The 23,784-nt window shown below is 45.2% G+C and carries 19 protein-coding genes, 1 riboswitch and 1 other annotated feature; all 19 genes read left to right on the forward strand.

Features of this window, described 5'->3' with window-relative positions; genetic code table 11:
- Positions 1-98: 98 nt before the first annotated feature.
- The 19 genes from GT674_RS09105 to GT674_RS09195 all read left to right on the forward strand — a co-directional run bounded on the left by GT674_RS09105 (position 99) and on the right by GT674_RS09195 (position 23,777).
- Positions 99-2,063 carry a bifunctional metallophosphatase/5'-nucleotidase gene (locus tag GT674_RS09105; protein ID WP_161285386.1) on the forward strand — a complete coding sequence of 655 codons (1,965 nt, stop codon included), beginning with the start codon at positions 99-101 and terminating at the stop codon, positions 2,061-2,063.
- A gap of 14 nt (positions 2,064-2,077) precedes the next feature.
- Positions 2,078-3,466, forward strand: a complete 1,389-nt coding sequence (locus GT674_RS09110; protein WP_161285387.1) for an MATE family efflux transporter — start codon at positions 2,078-2,080, stop codon at positions 3,464-3,466.
- Positions 3,467-3,700: 234 nt separating this feature from the next.
- Positions 3,701-4,270, forward strand: coding sequence for a glycerol-3-phosphate responsive antiterminator (locus GT674_RS09115; RefSeq protein WP_161285388.1), 570 nt, complete (start codon positions 3,701-3,703; stop codon positions 4,268-4,270).
- A 38-nt stretch (positions 4,271-4,308) separates the two neighbouring features.
- Positions 4,309-5,805, forward strand: coding sequence for a glycerol kinase GlpK (gene glpK, locus GT674_RS09120; protein ID WP_161285389.1), 1,497 nt, complete (start codon positions 4,309-4,311; stop codon positions 5,803-5,805).
- Positions 5,806-5,924: 119 nt separating this feature from the next.
- A complete protein-coding gene (locus tag GT674_RS09125) occupies positions 5,925-7,361 on the forward strand; it encodes an NAD(P)/FAD-dependent oxidoreductase (protein WP_161285390.1) in 1,437 nt (478 codons plus the stop codon).
- A gap of 17 nt (positions 7,362-7,378) precedes the next feature.
- On the forward strand, positions 7,379-8,647 hold the full coding sequence (locus tag GT674_RS09130) for an NAD(P)/FAD-dependent oxidoreductase (protein ID WP_161285391.1): 1,269 nt from the start codon (positions 7,379-7,381) through the stop codon (positions 8,645-8,647).
- Between the two features lie 3 nt (positions 8,648-8,650).
- A complete protein-coding gene (locus GT674_RS09135) occupies positions 8,651-9,010 on the forward strand; it encodes a DUF1667 domain-containing protein (protein ID WP_161285392.1) in 360 nt (119 codons plus the stop codon).
- Between the two features lie 138 nt (positions 9,011-9,148).
- Positions 9,149-9,835: a hypothetical protein gene (locus GT674_RS09140; protein ID WP_161285393.1), complete on the forward strand. Its 687-nt coding sequence runs from the start codon at positions 9,149-9,151 to the stop codon at positions 9,833-9,835.
- Between the two features lie 146 nt (positions 9,836-9,981).
- Positions 9,982-10,227, forward strand: a binding site (T-box leader).
- An 84-nt stretch (positions 10,228-10,311) separates the two neighbouring features.
- Positions 10,312-10,809, forward strand: coding sequence for a TRAP transporter small permease (locus GT674_RS09145; RefSeq protein ID WP_161285394.1), 498 nt, complete (start codon positions 10,312-10,314; stop codon positions 10,807-10,809).
- Entirely contained in the window at positions 10,810-14,145 is a 3,336-nt protein-coding gene (locus tag GT674_RS09150) for a TRAP transporter large permease subunit (protein WP_161285395.1), read from the forward strand.
- Positions 14,146-14,541: 396 nt separating this feature from the next.
- A riboswitch (TPP riboswitch) is annotated at positions 14,542-14,649 on the forward strand.
- 267 nt (positions 14,650-14,916) lie between these two features.
- Positions 14,917-15,888 (forward strand): sulfur carrier protein ThiS, encoded by a 972-nt coding sequence (gene thiS, locus GT674_RS09155; protein ID WP_161285396.1) that lies wholly within the window; start codon positions 14,917-14,919, stop codon positions 15,886-15,888.
- A gap of 18 nt (positions 15,889-15,906) precedes the next feature.
- Complete coding sequence (gene thiH, locus GT674_RS09160; RefSeq protein ID WP_161285397.1) at positions 15,907-17,142, forward strand: 2-iminoacetate synthase ThiH; 1,236 nt, start codon at positions 15,907-15,909, stop codon at positions 17,140-17,142.
- Positions 17,129-17,710, forward strand: coding sequence for a thiamine phosphate synthase (locus tag GT674_RS09165; protein ID WP_161285398.1), 582 nt, complete (start codon positions 17,129-17,131; stop codon positions 17,708-17,710). The genes thiH and GT674_RS09165 overlap by 14 nt, the downstream gene beginning before the upstream one ends.
- 148 nt (positions 17,711-17,858) lie before the next feature.
- Positions 17,859-18,137: a DUF1294 domain-containing protein gene (locus GT674_RS09170; protein WP_330585522.1), complete on the forward strand. Its 279-nt coding sequence runs from the start codon at positions 17,859-17,861 to the stop codon at positions 18,135-18,137.
- Between the two features lie 33 nt (positions 18,138-18,170).
- The gene (locus GT674_RS09175) at positions 18,171-18,779 is read left to right on the forward strand and encodes a GDSL-type esterase/lipase family protein (protein WP_161285399.1); all 609 of its coding nucleotides are present in this window, start codon (positions 18,171-18,173) and stop codon (positions 18,777-18,779) included.
- On the forward strand, positions 18,767-19,708 hold the full coding sequence (locus GT674_RS09180; protein ID WP_161285400.1) for a GTP-binding protein: 942 nt from the start codon (positions 18,767-18,769) through the stop codon (positions 19,706-19,708). Before GT674_RS09175 ends, GT674_RS09180 begins: the two co-directional genes overlap by 13 nt.
- Before the next feature lie 28 nt (positions 19,709-19,736).
- Positions 19,737-20,552, forward strand: coding sequence for a Cof-type HAD-IIB family hydrolase (locus GT674_RS09185; RefSeq protein ID WP_161285401.1), 816 nt, complete (start codon positions 19,737-19,739; stop codon positions 20,550-20,552).
- 167 nt (positions 20,553-20,719) lie between these two features.
- A complete protein-coding gene (gene rfbG / locus GT674_RS09190) occupies positions 20,720-21,784 on the forward strand; it encodes a CDP-glucose 4,6-dehydratase (protein WP_161285402.1) in 1,065 nt (354 codons plus the stop codon).
- A 13-nt stretch (positions 21,785-21,797) separates the two neighbouring features.
- Entirely contained in the window at positions 21,798-23,777 is a 1,980-nt protein-coding gene (locus GT674_RS09195; protein ID WP_161285403.1) for a hypothetical protein, read from the forward strand.
- The last annotated feature ends 7 nt before the right edge of the window (positions 23,778-23,784 follow it).

Genomic DNA, 23,784 nt, shown 5'->3' on the forward strand with positions numbered 1-23,784 from the left:
GAGTATTTTTTTTACTTTATTATTATACGTGACAAACATGGTGGAAATCACGTATACTCAAATCAGGTGAAAAAGTTCGAAATGAAAGGAAGTAGTTTATGAAAAAATGGAAAAAAATTCTGTCAGTCATGCTTGCTGTCGCAGTACTGCTTTTACCTGTGATGGATGTTCCGGTGGAGGCGGCAGACAGCACAAAACAGATAGATGTCCTGTTTACGCATGACACGCATTCCCATCTGGACAGCTTCTCGACAATTGTAAACGGAAAGCAGGAAAAAGTAGGTGGATTTGCAAAAATTAAAACGCTGATCAACGAAAAAAAGAAAGAAGATCCGGACACGCTCATACTGGATGGCGGTGATTTTTCAATGGGAACACTGGTCCAGACAGTATATGATACAGAGGCAGCAGAGCTTCGGATGCTTGGATCTCTTGGTTACGATGTGACCACGTTTGGTAATCATGAATTTGATTATCGTTCCAAAGGTCTGGCAAATATGCTGAAGGCAGCCAAAAGCTCCGGTGAGACGCTGCCTGAGATCGTAGTGTGCAATGTGGACTGGGAGAGCATGGAAAAGGCTGGTCTGAGCGACGGCCAGAAACAGATACAGTCAGCATTTGAAACCTATGGTGTGAAGGATTATGTAATGGTTCAGAAGGGTGACGTGAAGATCGCAGTTGTCGGTGTTTTCGGAAAAGATGCCCTGGAATGCGCACCGACCTGCGAATTGTCTTTCAAAGATCCTATAGAGGCTGTTAAGCAGACTGTAGAAGAGATCAGGAAAAACGAAGAAGCAGACATGATCGCCTGCGTTTCTCACAGTGGAACCTGGGATGATGAGAATAAGTCCGAAGACGAGCTCCTTGCAAAGGCGGTTCCGGATATCGACCTGATCATCAGCGGACATACACATTCAGAGCTGCCGGAGGCAATTCAGCACGGAAACACCTATATTGTGTCCTGCGGGGAATACGGAAGAAATCTTGGTTCCCTTTCGATGACCCAGAATTCTGACGGACGCTGGGATTTGAGCTCTTATGAGCTGATTCCTGTATCGGAAGATGTAGAGGCGGATCAGGAAACCCAGAAACAGATCGATGCATTAATGGATAAAGTGGATACGAATTATCTGGCAGATTTTGGTTATACAAGAAAAGAAGTTCTTGCTGAGAATGACATTGAATTTAACAGTCTGGAAGAAATGGAGACGAAGCATGAAGAATTGAATCTCGGTGATATCATGTCGGATGCCTATGTCTATGCAGTGGAGAATTCCGAGTATTATGACGGGGATCCTGTAGATGTGGCTGTTGTTCCGAGCGGAACCGTGCGTGACACCTATACAAAGGGTGATATTACCGTAGAAGATGTATACAATTCATTTTCTCTGGGGATTGGCAGGGATGGAGTGGCCGGATATCCTCTGATCAATGCATATCTGACAGGAAAAGAACTGAAACTGGTGGCAGAAGTGGACGCATCTGTCTCTGATTTTATGACGACCGCAAGATTATATTGCAGCGGACTGAATTTTACATACAATCCACATCGAATGATCCTGAATAAAGTAACGGACTGCTATCTGACCAGGACAGACGGAGAAAGAATAGAGATTCAGGATGATAAGCTGTATCATGTTGTGACGGATCTGTATACGGGGCAGATGCTTGGTTCCGTGATGAAAATGTCCTATGGACTTCTGTCTCTTGAACCGAAGGATAAGGATGGAAAACCTATTGAAAATCTGGAAGATCAGGCGATCATGGAAGGTGACAGAGAATTAAAAGCATGGGATGCGATTGCAAGATACATGCAGTCCTTTGATGATACAGACGGAGACGGCATTGCAAATGTGCCGGAATATTATGCGTCACTGCACGATCGTAAGGTTGTGGATAACAGCAAAAATATCATCGATCTGGTAAAGAATCCGAATAAATTTGCGGTAATGATCGTTCTTATCTGTCTGGTCATCCTTGTGATCTTTGTTCTTGTGACAGTCCTGATCCGCAAAGTCGTTCGAAAGATAAGAAAGAAGAAAAACGGAAAAAAAGAAAAATAAAAGGAAAAGTAACTATGTTAACACATTTCAAGGAAAAATATATTGGCAGTGCATCTTTTTATAAGAGATATCTGTGTCTTGCACTGCCAATGATCCTGCAGAATGCCATCACAAACCTGGTGAGCTTTCTTGACAACATTATGGTCGGTCAGCTGGGGACTGAGCCAATGTCGGGAGTTGCGATCGTAAATCAACTGATATTTGTGTATAATCTGGCGATCTTTGGGGCAGTATCGGCAGCGAGTATTTTTGGGGCACAGTATTTTGGAAAAGGGAACCATAAGGGACATATGCATTCCTTCCGGTTCAAGTTATATGCGTCACTGACTATGACGGCGGCTACAATACTCCTGTTTATGACAAAAGGCTCCACACTGATATCATTATATCTGACAGATACAACAGGAAGCGGGGCAACGGAAGCTGCCCTGCAGTATGGCCTGGAATATCTTGCGATCATGATGATCGGGCTGATCCCGTTTGCGATAAATCAGTCCTATGCGACTAACATAAAAGAAACCGGTCAGACCATGATTCCTATGATTGCAAGTTTTGCCGCGGTTGGACTTAATGCAGTCCTGGACTATCTTCTGATCTTTGGACTTGGTCCAATCCCGAAGATGGGCGTTGTCGGTGCGGCACTGGCAACAGTTATAGCACGTTATATAGAAGCGCTGATAGTGATCGTGTGGGCCCATACGAACAGAGCGAAAAACCGGTATCTGGAAGGTGCATATCGTGGATTTGGAATTCCAAAGGCAGAGTTTAAAGCAATCCTTATCAAAGGACTTCCGCTTATGCTCAATGAAGTCTTTTGGGCGGCAGGAATGACAACAGTGACCCAGTGCTATTCTGTCCGTGGACTGGATGTCATTGCGGGGCTGAATATAGCAACAACGATCACCAATCTGTTTAACATCATTTATATTCAGCTGGGAGGCTGTATCAGTATTATTGTCGGACAGTATCTCGGTGCAGGCAAATTAAAAGAGGCCAAAGATGCCGATAATAAGATGATTGTTTTCAGCGTATTCTGCTGTGCATTAGTTGCCGGAGTAATGTTGATATTTGGTGGATTATTCCCACAGATTTACAATACGTCCGAAGAGATCAAAGCGCTTGCAACCAGCTTTATTGCAGTATCTGCGATCATTATGCCATTCTGTTCTTTCAGTCATGCCTCTTATTTTACGCTGCGTTCCGGTGGGAAAACGATGGTCACATTTTTATTTGATTCCGTATTTACCTGGGTTGTGGTAGTACCGACATCTTTTCTTCTGGCCCGCTATACAGGCCTTGGAATCGTGAGCGTGTATTTCCTGGTACAGGCAACAGAAGTGATCAAAGTAGTGATCGGATATTTCATGGTAAAAAGCGATGTATGGCTGGTGCAGATGGTGTAACCAGGTTGCTGTGAACGGAGTGAACAGTAACACTTGGTTTGTGCAAATAGTATATTTATTTTGAAAAATACTTGTAATTAATTGTGCAATGTGTTATGATAAACGCATTGAATAAGTAATTGGAAAGTGAAGCTGTGAGAGGAGAGCGAATTTATATCAGTCGAAAGGCTGTTATAGAATGCGCTCTTTTTTACTTTATACTTTATAATTTTTAAAATTGCAAGGAGTGAGAGGGTGAGCAGTTCTTTTTATGAAGCAGTTGAGGATAATCCGATCATTGCAGCAGTAAAAAACATGAACGATCTGGAAGTCTGTTGTTCCCTGGAGGACATCCGTGTGGTATTTATCTTATTTGGAGATATCTGTTCTGTCAAAGAGATCGTAGATAAGGTAAAGGCAGCCGGCAAGGTTGCAATGGTCCATGTGGATCTGATCAGTGGGCTCAGCAGCAAGGACATTGTAGTTGAATTTATCCAGAAGAATACAAAGGCAGATGGAATCATTTCCACAAAGCCGACCTTGATCAAAAAAGGAAGGGAACTGGGAATGTTTACAATACTCAGGTATTTTCTTCTTGATTCAATGGCATATGAAAACATCAGGCAGCAGCAACATGCAGTGAAGCCTGATTTCATCGAAGTCCTTCCTGGCGTGATGCCAAAGATCATCAAAAATGTCTGTAAGATGTCGAGAACACCGATCATTGCAGGCGGACTAATCTCAGATAAGGAATCTGTGATGGATGCTCTTTCAGCAGGAGCAATCGCAGTTTCATCCACAAATCATGAGGTCTGGATGTTATAAAAAGTAACGATATTCACATGTTTAATGGAGGAAAAGATATGGCTAAGTATGTAATGGCTCTGGATGCAGGAACAACAAGTAACAGATGTATCCTGTTCAATGAAAAAGGAGAAATGTGCAGTGTAGCTCAGCGAGAGTTCATACAGTACTTTCCAAAACCTGGCTGGGTTGAGCATGACGCAGATGAAATCTGGGCAAGTATGCTTGGTGTAGCAGTTGAAGCAATGAATATGATCGGAGCAGCAGCGGAAGATATTGCAGCGATTGGTATTACCAACCAGCGTGAAACCACCATCGTATGGGACAAAAATACAGGAGAACCAATTTATCATGCAATCGTATGGCAGTGCCGCAGAACTTCTGAATACTGTGACAGCCTGAAAGAAAAAGGACTTACCGATAAGTTCAGAGAAAAAACAGGTCTTGTTATCGATGCATACTTTTCAGGAACAAAGGTAAAATGGCTTCTTGACAATGTTCCGGGTGCGAGAGAACGTGCAGAAAAGGGCGAATTATTATTTGGTACCGTTGAGACATGGCTGATCTGGAAACTGACAAAAGGTGCAGTTCATGTAACCGATTATTCCAACGCTTCCCGTACGATGCTGTTTAACATCAACACGCTGGAATGGGACGATGAGATTCTTGCAGAACTGGATATTCCGAGATCCATGCTGCCGGAACCAAAACCGTCAAGCTGTGTATACGGAAAAGCAGATCTGGCCTTCCTTGGTGGAGAAATTCCGATCGCAGGTGCAGCAGGTGACCAGCAGGCCGCATTGTTTGGACAGACCTGTTTTAATGCAGGTGAAGCAAAGAATACATATGGCACAGGCTGTTTCCTTCTGATGAATACCGGTGAGAAACCGATCTTCTCAAAGAATGGTCTGGTAACAACGATCGCATGGGGACTTGATGGCAAAGTAAACTACGCACTGGAAGGTTCTATCTTTGTAGCAGGGGCTGCGATCCAGTGGCTGAGAGATGAACTTCGTATTATTGATTCCGCACCGGATTCCGAATATATGGCTAAAAAAGTAAAGGATACCCATGGTTGTTATGTAGTGCCGGCATTTACAGGACTTGGTGCACCGCACTGGGATCAGTATGCAAGAGGAACTATAGTGGGAATCACACGTGGTGTAAACAAATATCATATTATTCGCGCAACGCTGGAATCCATTGCTTATCAGGTAAATGATGTTTTGGAAGCTATGAAGGCAGATTCCGGAATCGATCTTGCAGCACTTAAGGTTGATGGCGGCGCAAGTGCAAATGATTTCCTTATGCAGACACAGTCTGACGTCATCAATGCGCCGGTTAACCGCCCGCAGTGTGTAGAGACAACTGCAATGGGAGCTGCTTATCTTGCAGGTCTTGCAGTAGGTTACTGGACAAGCAAAGAAGACGTTATCAAAAACTGGGCAATTGACAGGACATTCGAGCCACAGATTTCTGACGATGACAGAGCAAAACAAATCAGAGGCTGGAATAAAGCTGTCAAATATGCTTATGGTTGGGCAAAAGAAGATTAAATTTTTATAACTAAAAAGAGTAGCGGCATGAGATGAGAGAGCCTGGCAGGATAATCGCATATAGTATGCGCTTACTTGGCAGGCTCTTTTTACAAATCAGTTTAAGGAGTGATCTGAGAATGTATGATGTAATAATTATCGGAGCGGGAGTTTCAGGTGCGGCAACAGCAAGAGAACTGTCACGATATAACGTAAAAACATGTGTGATCGAAAAAGAAGAGGATGTATGCTGCGGCACTTCCAAAGCGAACAGCGCGATTGTTCATGCCGGTTATGATGCAGCAGAAGGGTCACTGATGGCAAAACTGAATGTTCGTGGAAATCAGATGATGGAGCAGCTTTCCAAAGATCTTGATTTTCCGTTTAAGAAAAACGGATCTATGGTCGTATGTCTGCATGAAGAGGATATGCCAAAGCTTCATGCACTGTACGACAGAGGTATTGCAAATGGTGTTAAGGAGCTGAGGATCCTTAACCGTGAGGAATTGAAAGAAATGGAACCGAATATTTCCGATGAAGCCTGCGCTGCACTTTATGCACCTACAGCGGGTATCATATGTCCTTTCAATATGAACATCGCAATGGCAGAGAATGCATATGCAAACGGCGTGGAGTTTAAGTTTGATACGGAAGTTACGGATCTTAAACCAATAGATGAAGGCTGGGAAGTCCATACAAACAATGGAGTTTTCCAGACGAGATACGTGGTCAATGCAGCAGGAGTCTATGCAGACAAGTTCCACAATATGGTGAGTGAGAAGAAGATCCATATCACTCCGAGAAGAGGTGATTACTGTCTGTTAGATAAGAGTGCAGGAAACCATGTGAGTAAAATAATTTTCGCACTTCCGGGAAAATACGGAAAAGGAATCCTGGTCACACCGACAGTTCACGGCAATCTGCTCCTTGGACCGACAGCGATCGACGTTGAAGACAAAGAAGGAACAAACACTACAAGAGAAGGACTGGATCAGGTCATTGAAAGAGCAGGAATGAATGTAAAAGATATTCCGCTTCGTCAGGTGATCACCTCATTCTCCGGACTTCGTGCTCATGAAGACGGACATGAATTTATTATCGGAGAAGTGGAGGATGCAAAAGGATTTATTGATTGTGCAGGCATCGAGTCACCCGGTCTTACCAGCGCTCCGGCAATCGGAGAGATGGTGGCACAGATTCTGAAAGAAAAAATGAATCTCGAAGAAAAAGAAGATTTTGTTGCAACAAGAAAAGGTATTCTGAATCCGAATACACTCAGCAAAGAAGACAGAATTGCCTTGATCAAAGAGAAACCGGAGTACGGAAATATTATCTGCCGTTGTGAAATGGTTACAGAAGGTGAGATCATCGATGCGATCACAAGACCTCTTGGAGCGAAATCTCTGGATGGAGTAAAGCGCAGGACAAGAGCCGGAATGGGACGCTGTCAGGCAGGCTTTTGTTCACCGAAGACCATGGAGATCCTGGCAAGAGAACGACATGTGAGCATGTTTGATATTACGAAATCCGGTGGAGATTCCAGAATTGTCACAGATCATAACAAGGATTCGTTATAAAAGGGAGGCATTGCATCATGAAAGCTTATGATATTGTTATCATCGGAGGAGGACCGGCAGGACTTGCGGCTGCGATTTCTGCTAAAAAAAGCGGCACTGACAGTATTCTGATCCTGGAAAGAGACAGAGAACTTGGCGGCATCCTGAACCAGTGTATCCATAACGGATTCGGACTTCATACCTTTAAAGAAGAACTGACCGGACCGGAATATGCAGGACGTTTTATTGAACAGGTAAAAGAACTGGGCATTGAATACAAATTAAATACCATGGTCATGGATATCAGCCCGCAGAAAATCGTCACAGCAATGAACAGAGAAGAAGGTCTTTTCGAGATTCAGGCAAAAGCAGTAGTACTTGCAATGGGCTGCCGCGAGCGTTCCAGAGGAGCACTCAACATTCCGGGATATCGCCCGGCAGGTATTTTCTCCGCAGGTACTGCGCAGAGACTGGTAAATATTGAAGGGTATATGCCAGGAAGAGAAGTAGTGATCCTTGGTTCCGGAGACATCGGCCTTATTATGGCAAGACGAATGACCTTTGAAGGTGCAAAGGTTAAAGTAGTTGCAGAACTGATGCCATATTCCGGCGGACTCAAACGAAATATCGTACAGTGTCTGGATGACTATGGAATCCCGTTAAAGCTCAGTCATACAGTGGTTGATATTAAAGGAAAAGAACGTCTGGAAGGTGTCACGCTGGCACAGGTTGACAGTCATGGAAAACCAATTCCGGGAACAGAAGAAGAATACAGCTGTGATACCCTTCTTCTTTCCGTAGGTCTGATCCCCGAGAACGAAATCTCCAGAGGTATGGGTGTGGACATGAACCCGGTCACTTCAGGACCTAAGGTAAATGAAAGTCTGGAAACAAGTATTGAGGGCGTCTTTGCCTGCGGAAATGTATTGCATGTACATGATCTGGTTGATTTTGTATCCGAGGAAGCCGGAACTGCCGGAAGAAATGCCGCTGAATATGTAAAGCGGGGCGAAGAACGTAAGGCTGATGCAAAAGAGATCAGGATAAATCCGATCGAAGGTGTCAGATACACTGTTCCAGGGACTATTAACGTAGATCGTATGGACGAAAATCTGACCGTGCGCTTCCGTGTCGGCGGTGTTTACACAAACTGCTATATCAGCGCATACTTCGATGACGAAAGAGTCATCCACAAAAAACGTCCGGTTGTTGCACCAGGTGAGATGGAAGAAATTAAGTTGACGAAAGAACAGCTCTTAAATTATCCGGATCTCCAGACGATCACTGTAAAAATTGAGGAGGCGTAGACTATGGAAGAGAGAAAACTGACTTGTATCGGATGTCCGATGGGATGCCCTCTTACAGTTGTTATGAATGGAGACGAAGTCGTCAGTGTCACGGGAAATACTTGTAAGCGAGGCGGCGTATATGCAAGAAAAGAAGTGACCAATCCCACAAGAATAGTGACCTCCACTGTACGCGTAGCAGGCGGCAGCATTGATATGGTATCGGTGAAGACAAGAGAAGATATTCCAAAGGGAAAAATCTTTGACTGTGTGAAAGCACTGAAAGGGATCGAAGTTCCGGCACCGGTCCATATTGGAGATGTGATTCTCAAAAATGTGGCAGATACGGGTGTGGATATTGTCGCAACAAAAAATGTAGAATAAGATATAGAAATCATAAACGAAAAACCGGATTTACAGGATGGTTTTTCGTAAGTGTATAATAAAAGCCGTTACAGGAAAAGCAGAATTTTCTGCCGGGAGTCGGAGAGTTCTGTGGCTTGATTGTAAGGGGCGATTATTATGAAACGATTCAGGGGAATGGTACTTGCAGGAATTGTACTTTCGATGCTGGCAGTGAATTTTTGCAGTGCAAAGGATCGAAAGGTCGGGGAAGATACGACAGAAACCCAGGAGCAGGAGATGGCTTCCGGGACGAAGGAAGAGGCAGCCGTGAAGGGGACGGTAAAGCTTCCGGTATTTATGGTTGACTTTCCGGATAACCGATTTCAGGAGGAAGCACTTCCCTCTGACAAACTGAAAACACTGCTTTTCAGCGAAAACCAGAACAGTATGACTACACGAGCGAAAGATATTTCGGATTCACAGCTTCAGCTGGACGGAGATATTTTTTACTATACTGCCAAGTATGATATGGAGAAATATGAGAACAGCAATGATCCGACGGAGGAACTGGCCCGGGAGGTTTTGTCTGCGTTTGATTCTCAGATCGACTATATGGATTATGACAGTAACGATGACAAATACGTGGATGTTTTTGTACTGAGCGTTGCAGGGGAGGATACCTGCTGGCAGGAAACAAATGGAATCTGGAAGGAAAATTCCGGATTTCAGCTGGATGGAATGAAATTCGGCAGATATATTGTCAACGATGCACAGCCATATACAGAGAATGAAGATGGCTTTGTGGAAAAAATGAATTATGAATTTGATCTGTGTATGGGACTGACCGATTATTACAAAAGATAAAATAATCGGCCGGTCCCTTAATCTTTGAGAGATTTTGATTCATATATATCGAAAAAAGTTGATTCATATATCTCGAGAAAAGTCTTGACTGTGACGAAAAAGAGTTGTAGAATAGCTTTGTCCTGTTAAAGGGATAAAGCATAAAACTAAATTCTGAGAAGGGAATCAGTAGGAACAGAGAATGTGTGTCTACAGAGAGCCGCAGGTGGTGCGATGCGGCGGCAGCACTGTTTTGAATATCATCCCTGAGAAGGAAGACCGAACGCTATATGATTAGTAGGTTTTCACGGAGGCTCCCCGTTACAGGAGACGCGTATGCCGGTACGTTGCAGAATCGTACTTGTTTCAATGGAGAAACAGGGTGGTTGCGGAATATCAGATCCGTCCCTGAGGGACGGTTTTTTTGTGCCTAAATTTCTGAAACCGGGAAGATGGGGAGTTTTCCCCGATATTATAATACAGGGAGGAAAGAGAGGATGAAAGTCTACAAAAAACTTATGAATGCACTGGCAGCAGTAGAAAAAATTGTTCTTGTGATCTCGACACTGCTGATCCTGGTGCTCACTGTGGGAAATGTATTTTCCCGTAAAGTAATCCACCGCTCCTGGTCTTTTACAGAAGAACTGGTCGTAGCGGTATTTGTACTTATTACACTTCTGGCAGCGGCACTGTCCTGCAGAGAAGGCGGCCTGGTAAACCTGACGCTGGTTACGGATCGTCTTCCAAAAAAACTGAAAAAACCTTCTGTGATACTGATCACAGTTTTGAGTATTGTTTTTTCAGTGATCCTTTTTAAATATGGTATGGACAAGGTTCTTACTCAGCTTGCAAATGGCAAGAGGACGTTTGTACTGAACTGGCCGGAATGGATCTTCTGGTCCTTCGTACCGATTGGGGCAGGATGCATGATCCTTCATTTTATTGAATACTGTCTGGACATCTGTCTTGGAAATAATGATAAGGAGGAAAAATAAATGATCAGTGCAGTTTTATTTATCTCATTTTTTATTTTTCTGATTCTGGGTGTGCCGATCGCATTGTGCCTTGGTCTTTCCTCCGTCTGTGCGATCCTTTATTCAGGTACTTCCCTTACTATTGTTGCGACAAATATGTATTCGGGAATCAGTAAGTTCCTTCTTCTGGCAATTCCGTTCTTCGTACTGTCCGGAAATATCATGGCAAAAGCCGGAATTTCCCGCAGACTGATTGACTTTGTAGATACCTGCGTTGGACACAAAAAAGGTGGTATTGCAATCGTATGCGTTATTGTTTCCTGTTTCTTTGGAGCAATCTCCGGTTCCGGTCCGGCTACCGTAGCAGCTCTCGGTGCTGTACTGATTCCGGCAATGGTAGAGCAGGGAGGATTTTCCGCACCGTTCTCCACAGCACTGATGGCGACATCGAGTTCCGTGGCGATTGTCATCCCGCCGAGCATCGCGTTTGTCGTATATGCATCCATCACAGGCGTTTCCATTGCGGATATGTTTATGGCAGGTATCGTTCCTGGAATTCTGATGGGCGTGGCACTTGTGATCGTTGTACTTCTTGAAGCAAACAAACATGATATCAAACCGTCCCGCAAGAAGGCGACAGCAAAAGAACGCTGGAGTACCTTCAAAGATGCATTCTGGGGATTTCTGATGCCAGTTATCATCCTGGGCGGAATCTATGGAGGAATTTTTACACCGACAGAGGCAGCTGCCGTATCTGTCGTGTATGGACTTTTTGTAGGTATGGTGATTTACCGCGAAGTGTCTTTCAGAGATCTGTTTGATATTCTGGTAGATTCAGCAAAAACAACAGGCGGAATCATGCTGATCGTTGCAAGTGCGTCTCTGTTCTCATTTGTATGTACCAAGTTTGGTATTGCAGATGCCGCATCAGGACTGCTCGCATCCATTGCACATAATCAGTTTGTTTTCCTTCTGATCGTCAATATTATTTTCCTGATCGCAGGATGCTTCATTGATGCAAACTCAGCAATGTACATCTTTATTCCAATCATGCTCCCGGTATGCAAGGCACTTGGATATGATGTTGTTGCATTCGGTGTTATGGCAACAGTCAACCTTGCAATCGGACAGGTTACTCCTCCGGTTGGAGTCAACCTTTTTGTTGCTATCAGTATCAGGATCAAGAAAGGTCTGGAAGTTACCCTGCAGGAGATCTCAAAGGCAGTTATGCCGATGATCGCAGCCAGTGTGGCGGTGCTTCTGATCGTTACCTATATTCCGGCAGCTTCCACTGCACTGCCGAAGGCACTTGCAAAAAATGGCTCCTACACGGGAGACCAGTCCGGTACTGATACGGGAAGCGGTACTTCTAAATCAGCCGGAAATGACAACGATTCCTTTAATACAATTGAAGATTACAGCGACCTTGACTGGCCGGAAATGACCTGGAACTTCGCATGCTCCACAACAGAGACAAGCACCTGGGCAGACGGCGGCCGTAAATTTGGTGAGCTGATGGAAAAAGCAACCGGAGGCAAGATTAAAGTCAATGTTTATGCTACAGATCAGCTGACCAATGGAAACCAGTCTGAAGGAATCCAGGCGCTGATGAACGGAGACCCGGTACAGATATCCATGCATTCCAACCTGATCTACTCAGCATTTGATCCGAGATTCAATGTTGTATCCCTTCCGTTCATCTATGATTCTTATGATGACGCAGATGCGAAATTTGACGGAGAAGCCGGAGAAAAACTGAAGGAAATCCTTTCCAGCTACGGTCTGCATTGTATGGGAATCGCAGAGAACGGCTTCCGAGAACTGACCAACAGCAAACACGAAGTCAAGACTCTGGATGACATGAAGAACCTCAAGATCCGTGTGGCAGGCTCCAACCTTCTGATGGAATGCTATAAGAGATGGGGAGCAGACGCAACAAACCTGAACTGGACAGAGACTTACACAGCCCTGCAGCAGAACACCGTAGAAGGACAGGAAAATCCTCTTCCGGCAATCGATGCTGCAAGCGTACAGGAAGTACAGCCATACTGCTCCATGTGGGATGCAATCTACGACTGCCTGTTCTTCTGCATTAACCAGGAAATTTATGACAGCCTGACACCGGAGCAGCAGGCCGTTGTTGATGAGTGTGGACAGAAAGCTGTCGAATATGAACGTTACATCAACCGCTCCGGCGACGAAGAGATCATGAGCCGCTGGCAGTCAAAGAATGGCGTGACTATCACAAAGAAAGAAGACATGGACATCGATTCCTTCAAAGAAGCCGTAGATGGCGTAGATGAGTGGTTTGTTAAGGAACTCGAGAAAGAAGGATATGATGATGCACAGGAACTGGTCGATCTCTTTACAGAAGAATCTACAGATACTGTGGCAGACTACAGTGACCTTGACTGGCCGGAAGCAACCTGGAACTTTGCATGCTCCACAACAGAGACAAGCACCTGGGCAGACGGCGGCCGTAAATTTGGTGAGCTGATGGAAAAAGCAACCGGAGGCAAGATTAAAGTCAATGTTTATGCTACAGATCAGCTGACCAATGGAAACCAGTCTGAAGGAATCCAGGCACTGATGAACGGAGACCCGGTACAGATCTCCATGCATTCCAACCTGATCTACTCCGCATTTGACCCGAGATTCAATGTCGTATCCCTTCCGTTTATCTATGATTCTTATGATGACGCAGATGCGAAATTTGACGGAGAAGCCGGAGAAAAACTGAAGGAAATCCTTTCCAGCTACGGTCTGCATTGTATGGGAATCGCAGAGAACGGCTTCCGAGAACTGACCAACAGCAAACACGAAGTCAAGACTCTGGATGACATGAAGAACCTCAAGATTCGTGTGGCAGGCTCCAACCTTCTGATGGAATGCTATAAGAGATGGGGAGCAGACGCAACAAACCTGAACTGGACAGAGACTTACACAGCCCTGCAGCAGAATACAGTAGAAGGCCAGGAAAATCCTCTTCCGGCAATCGATGCCGCAAGCGTACAGGAAGTACAGCCATACTGTTCCATGTGGGATGCAATCTACGACTGTCTGTTCTTCTGCATTAACCAGAACCTGTACGATACACTGACACCAGAGCAGCAGGCCGTTGTTGATGAATGCGGACAGAAAGCCGTTGAATATGAGCGTTACATCAACCGTTCCGGCGACGAAGAGATCATGAGCCGCTGGCAGACCAAAAATGACGTTACCATCACAGACAAAGAAGATATGGATATCGATTCCTTCAAAAAAGCCGTAGACGGCGTAGATGAGTGGTTCGTAGAACAGCTCAAAGATGCCGGATACGACGATGGCCAGGAACTGGTAGACCTCTTTGAAAAATAAAAAGCCCATGAAAAGTCCGGATTTTCCGGACTTTTCATATATAATCGCCTACCTGCAATGACAGTACTCCCGCATTACATTGAACAGCCCCTGGCATAAAGCAGACAACAGGATCACGGAAACAAGTCGGGGAATGCTCAAGAGTACGGCGTGATGAGGTGCAGGCAAGCTTCCGCCACCAAGCCCACTGTCTGAGCGAAGCGAGTTTGGGCGACTGGCGGATAAAAAGCGAATGCACCGAATAGCCGCACGCAATGGCATTCCCTGCACTGTATCCGTGAATCCGTTGTCGTAAATGTTATAAATGTTACTGTGAACAGTTGTCGTAAATATTACCGTTCATTCCACACAAAACATACCTTGACAGAAAAGAACTTTCGTCATATACTAAACCATGTAAATAAGCAGGGGAGCTTGTATTCGCAGGCTGAGAGGAAGTAATCAACTTCGACCCTTATACCTGATTTGGATAATGCCAACGTAGGAATTTGAACGTATGTGAATATTACGGGAGATACCTCACGGTATTTCCCTTTTTCGTTTACATATATCTGAACAGGGACACACAATTTCATAGCGATACAAATGAGAGTGAACAGAGTTCATGAAGGGGTGCACCACCACGGGTGTATTACTTCGTGAACTCTTTTTTACTTTACAGGAAATTACTCCGTAATGTTCCAATAAAGCAAAAAAACGCTCCGCGAGGACCTGTCCACTCTGCTCCTTCACAGGCATCATTTGTATCAATCACAACACAGGAGGAAAACCATGATCACAGTAAACGGAGTAGAAAAAACACTGGAAAAACCATTATCAGTCACAGAATACCTCGAGACAAACAAATACGTACCAGTACAGGTAGCAATCGAACTAAACGACAAAATCCTGGCAAGAGAACTATACCCAACAACCATTCTGAAAGAAGGAGACATTATGGAAATCGTAAGCTTTATGGGCGGCGGAAGCGGCAAAAACGAAGACAAACTCATACTGGGAGGACACGAATTCACCTCCCGATTCATCCTCGGATCAGGCAAATTTTCACTCGATCTCGTAAAAGCCTGCATCGAAAAAGCAGAAGCACAGATCATCACCCTTGCACTTCGCCGTGCAAACGAAGGAGGCCTCGCAAACATCCTCGATTACATCCCGAAAAACGTCACACTCCTTCCAAACACATCCGGTGCAAGAAATGCAGAAGAAGCAGTCCGCATCGCAAGACTCTCCCGCGAACTCGGCTGCGGAGACTTCGTAAAAATCGAAGTCATTCATGACTCCAAATACCTTCTCCCGGACAACTACGAAACCATCAAAGCAACAGAAATCCTTGCAAAAGAAGGGTTCGTAGTCATGCCATACATGTATCCGGATCTGAATGCAGCAAGAGATCTGGTCAATGCAGGAGCAGCCTGCGTCATGCCACTCGGTTCCCCGATCGGCTCCAACAAAGGCATCTGCACCAAAGAATTCATCCAGATCCTGATCGATGAAATCGACCTTCCAATTATCGTAGATGCAGGAATCGGCAGACCTTCCCAGGCATGCGAAGCAATGGAAATGGGAGCTTCCGCAGTCATGGCAAACACCGCAATCGCAACAGCAGGAAATGTAGAAGCAATGGCAGAAGCATTCAAAAAAGCAATCGAAGCAGGACGCAGCGCATACCTTTCCGGACTTGGACGCACCCTGGAAAAAGGAGCCAGTGCATCCTCACCACTGACAGGATTTCTGCATGACTAAAGAACGGAGGACAGAATAATGGCAGAGAATACAGCAAATCATGGAGATCACTTTAACGAAAGTATCGTCAACGAAGTGATCCTTGAAGATATGAAAAAAAACCGCATCGATCATATGAAATACCTTCCGGGAATGGAAACAATGGAAGAATCAAACGTAATGGAACAGGTCATTGAAGCAATGAATGCTTATGATTATGATCAGTATACAGAACAAGATGTCCGCAGAGCACTGGAACATGACAACCGCACGATTGAAGACTTCCAGGCACTTCTTTCCCCGGCAGCCCTTCCACTCCTGGAAGAAATCGCACAGGCGGCAAGAGTAGAAACAAGAAAACATTTCGGCAACAGCGTGTATATGTTCACACCGATCTATATCGCAAACTACTGTGAAAACTACTGCATCTACTGCGGATTTAACTGCCATAACAAGATTCGCCGTGCACAGTTAAATGCAGAAGAAATTGACAAGGAAATGGAAGCAATCGCAAGGACAGGACTGCAGGAAATCCTGATCCTGACAGGAGAAAGCAGAGCCAAATCAGATGTAAAATACATCGGAGAAGCATGCAAGATCGCAAGAAAATACTTCAAAGTCATCGGTCTGGAAGTATATCCGATGAACTCCGACGAGTATCATTATCTGCATGAATGCGGAGCAGATTATGTGACGGTTTTCCAGGAAACATACAACTCAGATAAATATGAAACACTTCATCTGGCAGGACATAAACGAATCTTCCCATATCGTCTGAATGCACAGGAACGTGCATTAAAGGGCGGCATGAGAGGCGTCGGTTTTGCAGCACTTCTCGGTCTGGATGACTTCCGTAAAGACGCTTTTGCAACAGGATATCACGCATGGCTCCTTCAGAGAAAATATCCTCATGCAGAGATCGCATTTTCCTGTCCGAGACTCTGTCCGATCATCAATAATGACAAGATCAATCCGATGGATGTACATGAGCCGCAGCTTCTCCAGGTTGTCTGTGCATATCGACTGTTTATGCCGTTTGCAAGCATTACAGTATCTACAAGAGAGTGTGCGAGAGTCAGAGACAATCTGGTAAACATCGCGGCAACCAAGATCTCAGCAGGCGTCAGCACAGGAATCGGAAGCCACGGAGATGACATTGCAGATAAAGGAGATGACCAGTTCGAAATTTCCGATGGAAGGTCAGTGGATGAAGTATATCAGGCACTTCTGGACCACCAGCTTCAGCCGGTCATGAACGATTATGTCTACCTGTAAAGAAGAATATAGAAACATTATCGCAGTGACAAACCGCAAGCTGAGCAGCAGACCGTTCCTGGAACAGATGGAGCGTGTCAGCAGACTCCAGCCGAAGGCGGTGATCCTCAGAGAAAAAGATCTCCAGGAGGAGATGTATGAGGAACTGGCGGTAAAAGTTATAGAATTATGTAAACAATATCAGGTTCCGTGTATGCTGCACACCTATCTGGAAACTGCGAGAAAACTGCAGCATCCATATATCCATCTTCCCCTGTTTCTGCTCAGAGAAAACAGCGGGAAACTGAATGATTTCGTAGAAATCGGATGCTCCATACATTCAGTAGAAGAAGCAGAAGAAGCACAGAAACTCGGTGCGACTTATCTGACAGCAGGACACATTTATACTACAGACTGCAAGAAGGGACTGCCGCCGAGAGGAACCGATTTCCTGAAGGAAGTCTGCGGTGCTGTGACAATCCCGGTGTATGCGATAGGCGGAATCCATGCAGGTACAGGACAGATACAGGAAGTAATAAAATGCGGTGCTTCCGGTGGCTGCATCATGTCAGAAATGATGCGGATATAACTGTCCGGAAGCTAAGGTAAAAAAAGAGAACAGGAATCAGCATATCTGATATTCTTTACTCAAAATAAGTTTCATGGTATCATTATGAGGAAAAATGATACTGTGAAACTTTTTTCTTTATATAAAAAATCTTCAGGGGAGGATATTTATGGATTTCATGAAATATTTCGGCTGGTATCTTGCCGTAGTGAATATCGTGGCATTTATCATGTACGGTATCGACAAGGAAAAAGCCAGACGCGGTGCGTGGCGCATCCCGGAGAGTACTCTGATCGGAGTGGCATTTCTGGGCGGCAGTTTCGGTGCATGGGCAGGAATGCGTTATTTCCGCCACAAGACAAGAAAGAAGAAATTTTCTGTAGGAATACCGCTGATCCTTGTTGTGGAATATGGACTGGCTGCATGGCTTATGACGAGCATTAAATGAACAGAAACTGCAGATAAAAACGGAGGAAAAATGATGTCAGGGACAATTATCTGTTATGGAGATTCTAATACTTATGGTTATGATCCATGTGTGATGGCAGGAGACCGCTATCCAGAAGAAGACCGCTGGACAGAAATTCTGGAGAGAGAAACAGACTGGAAGATCGAGGATCACGGAATCTGCGGAAGATGTATTCCGCATACAGGAAGTCAGATTCGATTTGCCTGTGAACAGCTGAGAGACTGGCAGGATATAGATGCTCCGGTACAGCTGTGGATCATGCTTGGAACAAACGATCTTCTTCAGGAAAGACAGTTTACAGCAGAAGATACCGCACAGAGAATGGAAGCTTTTCTTAAGAAGATCATGGCAGAGCCGGCAGTTTCCGATGGTAAGATCACGCTTCGGCTGATTGCACCGGCCCGGATGGAATACGGGGCCTGGGTAGATGAGGAGCGGCTGTATTTGGAGTCGAGACGGCTTGGTGAAGCATACAGAAAAGTCGCAGAACGCATGGAGATAGAATTTACAGATGCAGGTAAATGGGAGATCCCGGTCGTGTATGACGGAGTCCATTTTTCAGAGAAAGGACACCATATATTTGCACAGAAAATACAGGAGGAACTCACATGGTTAAGGTAGATCTGATCACGGGATTTCTGGGATCAGGAAAGACAACTTTTATCAAAAAATATGCCAGATATCTGATGGATCAGGGATATAATATAGGAATTCTGGAGAACGATTTTGGCGCTGTAAATGTAGATATGATGCTTCTGCGCGAACTGGAAGGAGAGCAGTGTGAGCTTGAAATGGTGGCAGGAGGATGTGATAAAGACTGTCACAGAAGACGTTTCAAGACGAAGCTGATCGCAATGGGAATGTGCGGATATGACCGCGTTCTGATTGAGCCCTCCGGAATTTTTGACATGGATGAGTTTTTTGATGCACTGCACGAAGAGCCGCTGGATCGCTGGTATCAGATCGGAAACGTGATCGCAGTGGTGGACGCCGGACTGGATGAGAAGATGTCAGAAGAAGCAGATTATATTCTGGCTTCGGAGGTTGCAGATGCTGGCTGTATAGTCTTAAGTAAGACGCAGGAAGCTTCCGAAAAGTCCATAGAGAATACGGTAAAACATCTGAACAGAGCACTGAAGGCAGTTCACTGCAAGCGAAAGTTTGGAGAGGATGAAATCATCCGGAAAGACTGGGAACAGTTTGAAACAGAGGATTTTGAACGGATCCTGAACAGCGGATATATAGCGGAAGATTATGAAAAAATGAGTCTGGATGAGAAAGAAGTTTTTAAATCTCTGTATTTTATGGATCTGGAGATTTCGGGGGCAGAACTGCGTGATGCAGCACAGAAGATCATGCAGGATCCAGCGTGCGGGTCTGTTTTCCGTATCAAGGGATTCACACAGGAAACAGATGGAAGCTGGACAGAACTGAATGCTACTCATCACGAGATAACTCAGTGTCCGATCGCGGAAGGACAGAAGGTCATCATAGTGATCGGGGAGCAGCCGGACGAAGAGATGATAAAGAAATATTTTGGAACAGATTAGTTTTTTGTACACAAATGGAGGACTACAAATGGCAGTGAACACCAGAATTTTATTTACGGATCTGGATGGTACTTTGTTGAATGACAATAAAGAAATTTCAGAAGGAAACAGAGCGGCAGTAGAGGAAGCACTCGCAGCGGGACACAAGATCGTAGTATCAACAGGAAGAGCTCTGGCGAGCGGACTCCAGATCGCGGAGCGCGTCGGACTTACAGGAGAGGGATGTTATGTCATAGCGTTTAATGGCGGACAGATCTATGATCCTTACCACAAAAAGACGATTCACGGAGTAACCTTCTCAAGAGATACAGCAGTTGAGATCTTTGAAAAAGCGGCAGAAAAAAATCTGTACATGCAGGCGTATTCAGATGAGGCGATCCTGACGATAGAGAACAGTGAACTGCTCCGGGAGTATGCGAAGATACAGAATCTGCCGTATAAACTTGTAAAAAGTGCAAAAGATGCGATTATTCAGGATCCATATAAGCTCCTCGCGATCGACAAGGACAGGAGCAGATCTGAGAAATTTCAGGAGGAGGTTCTTGAGGGATATTCTGACACCGTGAGAAGCTTTTTCTCCAATGCCACTTATCTTGAGATTGTACCAAAGACGGTATCCAAAGGAGAAGCTGTCCGCTGGATGTGCGACTATCTTGGAATCCCGATTGAGAACTCTGTGGCTGCCGGAGATGCACAGAATGATATCGAAATGCTCAAGGCTGCCCATGTAGGTGCCGTGATGTGCAATGCATTTCCGGGGATTCAGGAATATGGCGATTATGTGACAGAAAATGACAACAATCACGATGGGGTTGCAGAGATCATCCGCAAATTTATCCTGTAAGGGATTTTGCTCCACATCTGTTTATTATGAAGTCTGGATAAGGTCTTCTGAGCAGAAATGTTCAGAGGATCTTTTTTGTTTAGTGACTTTACAGGCAAATGCGAGTATAATAAAACTATCTATGCCTGAAACACAGTTGCAGGCATTATGACAAAAGGAGAAAATCTATGGATACATTTGATTTCAGTTTTTATAAAGGAAAAAAGGTTCTCGTGACCGGGCATACAGGCTTTAAGGGCTCCTGGCTCTGCCGACTTCTTTTGAAGCTTGGTGCGGAAGTCACCGGATATGCATTGGAGCCGCCGACGCAGCCGGATCTTTTTCAGCTTCTGGATGTGGAATCGCAGATGCATTCTGTCACAGGAGACATCCGTGATCTGGAGAAATTGAAGCAGGTTTTTGCCGAGGCACAGCCGGAGATCGTACTTCATCTGGCTGCACAGCCGATCGTAAGAGAATCCTACAAAAATCCCGTATACACCTACGAAACCAATGTTATGGGAACAGTGAACATTCTGGAAGCAGTGCGACAGTGCAAAAGTGTAAAATCTTTTCTGAATGTGACAACCGACAAAGTATATCGAAATAACGAATGGGAATGGGGATACAGAGAGACCGATGAACTGGACGGCTATGATCCGTACTCCAACAGCAAATCCTGCTCGGAACTGGTGACACACAGTTACGAGAAAGCCTTTCTTAAGGAGCTTGGGATCGCAGTATCTACAGCAAGAGCCGGGAACGTGATCGGTGGCGGAGATTTCGCAGCAGACCGTATCGTTCCTGACTGTGTAAGAGCCATCGCCGATGGAAAGAAGATCGCAGTCCGCAATCCGCATTCTACCCGTCCGTACCAGCATGTGCTGGAACCGCTGGGGGCTTATCTTATGATTGCCGGAAGCCAGTACGAGGACGCATCCCGTGCAGGTGCCTACAATGTGGGACCCGGAGATGATGACTGTATCACGACCGGTACACTTGCGGATCTTTTCTGTGAAGCCTGGGGAGAGGGAGCTTCCTGGGAAAATCTCTGTCAGGGAGGACCGCATGAGGCGAATTTCCTGAAGCTGGACTGTTCCAGAATCCGCAGTACATTTGGATGGAAACCGCACTGGCAGGTAAAGGAGGCCATCTCTCAGACTGTAAAATGGTATCAGGCATGGCTTGACGGAGATGATATGGCTGCATTTACGGATCGTCAGATTGAGGAATATCTGACACAAAACAGATAGAAAAGGAAAGAGTATGAAAAAAAACAGAGAAATTATCTGCGGACTGACAGCGTGGGTCCTGACAGTATGTTTTTTCCTGAGCTGCCTTCTGATTCCGGGACTTTCTAAGCGAATCAGTGAACATGGAAATATCAACATTCTGGTCTATGGAATGACGCTTGTCCTGTTCTGTATTTTGTTTCTTGCAGGAATGGCATGGAGTACATCCCGGCAAAATAACAGCCTGAAGCTGACTGAAAGCCCTGTGGCGAAGAAGACTGCACTGGTGATACTTCTTGGATCACAGCTTCCGTTCTGGATCATGTGCGTGACGAGGGAGACGGAACAGGTAGGAACCGTATCGATGAAATATGGCTGGCATACACAGCCACTGGCAGTGATGATCCTTTTGTTTCTTGCTGAACTGGCAGTCTTTTTCTGGTTGTATGAGAATCTTTCTCTTACGGAGAAAAAGGGTGAATGGATCATCTGGCTTACCTATGCGGCACTGGTGGTTCTGATCTTTTACTGTATGTACACGCCGAATATCTACGGAAGAGGGGAGCAGGGTGATAACTATCACGCACATGCATACTTTAATTCGGTTTACAATGTGTATCAGGGAGTGCCGTATACGCATAATGTGACAAGTATCTACGGTCATTACGGACTGTTTTTCAAGATTCCGATGAAGCTGGTACATGGTGATTTTCGGGCATTTGTGCTGATGATGGCAGGGCTTGGGGCCCTGACTTATATCGGGGCATTTCTGGTACTGCAGATGCTTGTAAGAAGCAGAATTCTCAGAGTTATTGCAGCATTTGCACTTGCATTCCCTGTGCTTGGCATGCGCGGTGGATATTACTGGCAGGTGTGGCCGCACAGAGTGCTTTTTCCTGTGCTTCTGCTTCTCTATGGAACGGTGATCCTTAAGAAAAAAAGGAGCAGTCTTCTGACCGCGGCTGGTGGATATCTGATCTGTCTTCTTGCGATTTTGTGGAATACGGAGACAGGCCTTCTTCTTACAGTATCCTGGGCGGGACTTTATATTTCAAGACTGCTCTCAAGAAAAAAATGGAAGATAAGAGAGCTGCTTTTTTCTATCGGTGCACAGGTAGCTGGCATGATCTTTGCCTTTACAGGTGCTTATGGAATCGTAAATCTCTATAATCTTTCCAAGCACAGTCCGATGAATTCCGTGAGAGATTTTCTGATTCCGCTGCTCTCTGACGGCTATATGACAGACATCCTTCATCTGGATCTTCCGACCTATCCGAGTGCCTACATGGCGGTGATCACACTGTTTCTGACTGGTGTGGCGATGGGAATCGCCGGATGGTTCGGTGACAGGGAGGAACGCCGCTGGGAGACAGATTTGATCTTTATGCTCAGCGTCGGGGCTCTTGGATGTCTGGTCTATTATATGAACCGTCCGTCTTATCATAACCTTGACTGTATCAGTATTTCTGCTGTTCTTCTGGCAGCTTATCTGGCACAGCACGGACTGGATTTTGTGAAAAAAAATGGCTGGAAAAACATCGCCCGTATCACTTTTTATGAGGTCGTGCGTGGCGGGATCGGGGTCATCTGTGCGGCTTCTGTGCTTGCAATGGGAACAGGAACAATCCTGCAGTTTTCACAGAACAGCAAGATCAAAGAAAACTTCCATAATACGGCGGAGTTTGAGGATTTTGCGCAGCAGATTGCAGCCATTGTGCCTGCAAACACACATGGATTTGGTCTGAACGTAGCTGAGGTTTATAGCATGCTTCACTGGAGTACACAGTGTTTTACCATGGATTTCAGTGATATGGCAGTCCGCCCGGATTCTCTGAAGGAGCTGAAAGAGCAGCTTGAAACAGAGGATGCACCGGCAGTTTTTACAAACAAATCTTCACTGGGAATCTGGAAAAGAAATGATCCAAAGACCTACCAGTGGTTCTGTGACAATTATAAACTGAACGAAACTTTTTCATTTTATAATGAGGAATTCAGATACTTTACAAAACGATGATAAAGGA

It is taken from the genome of Blautia sp. BIOML-A1 (assembly GCF_009883055.1).
GTDB lineage: Bacteria > Bacillota > Clostridia > Lachnospirales > Lachnospiraceae > Blautia_A.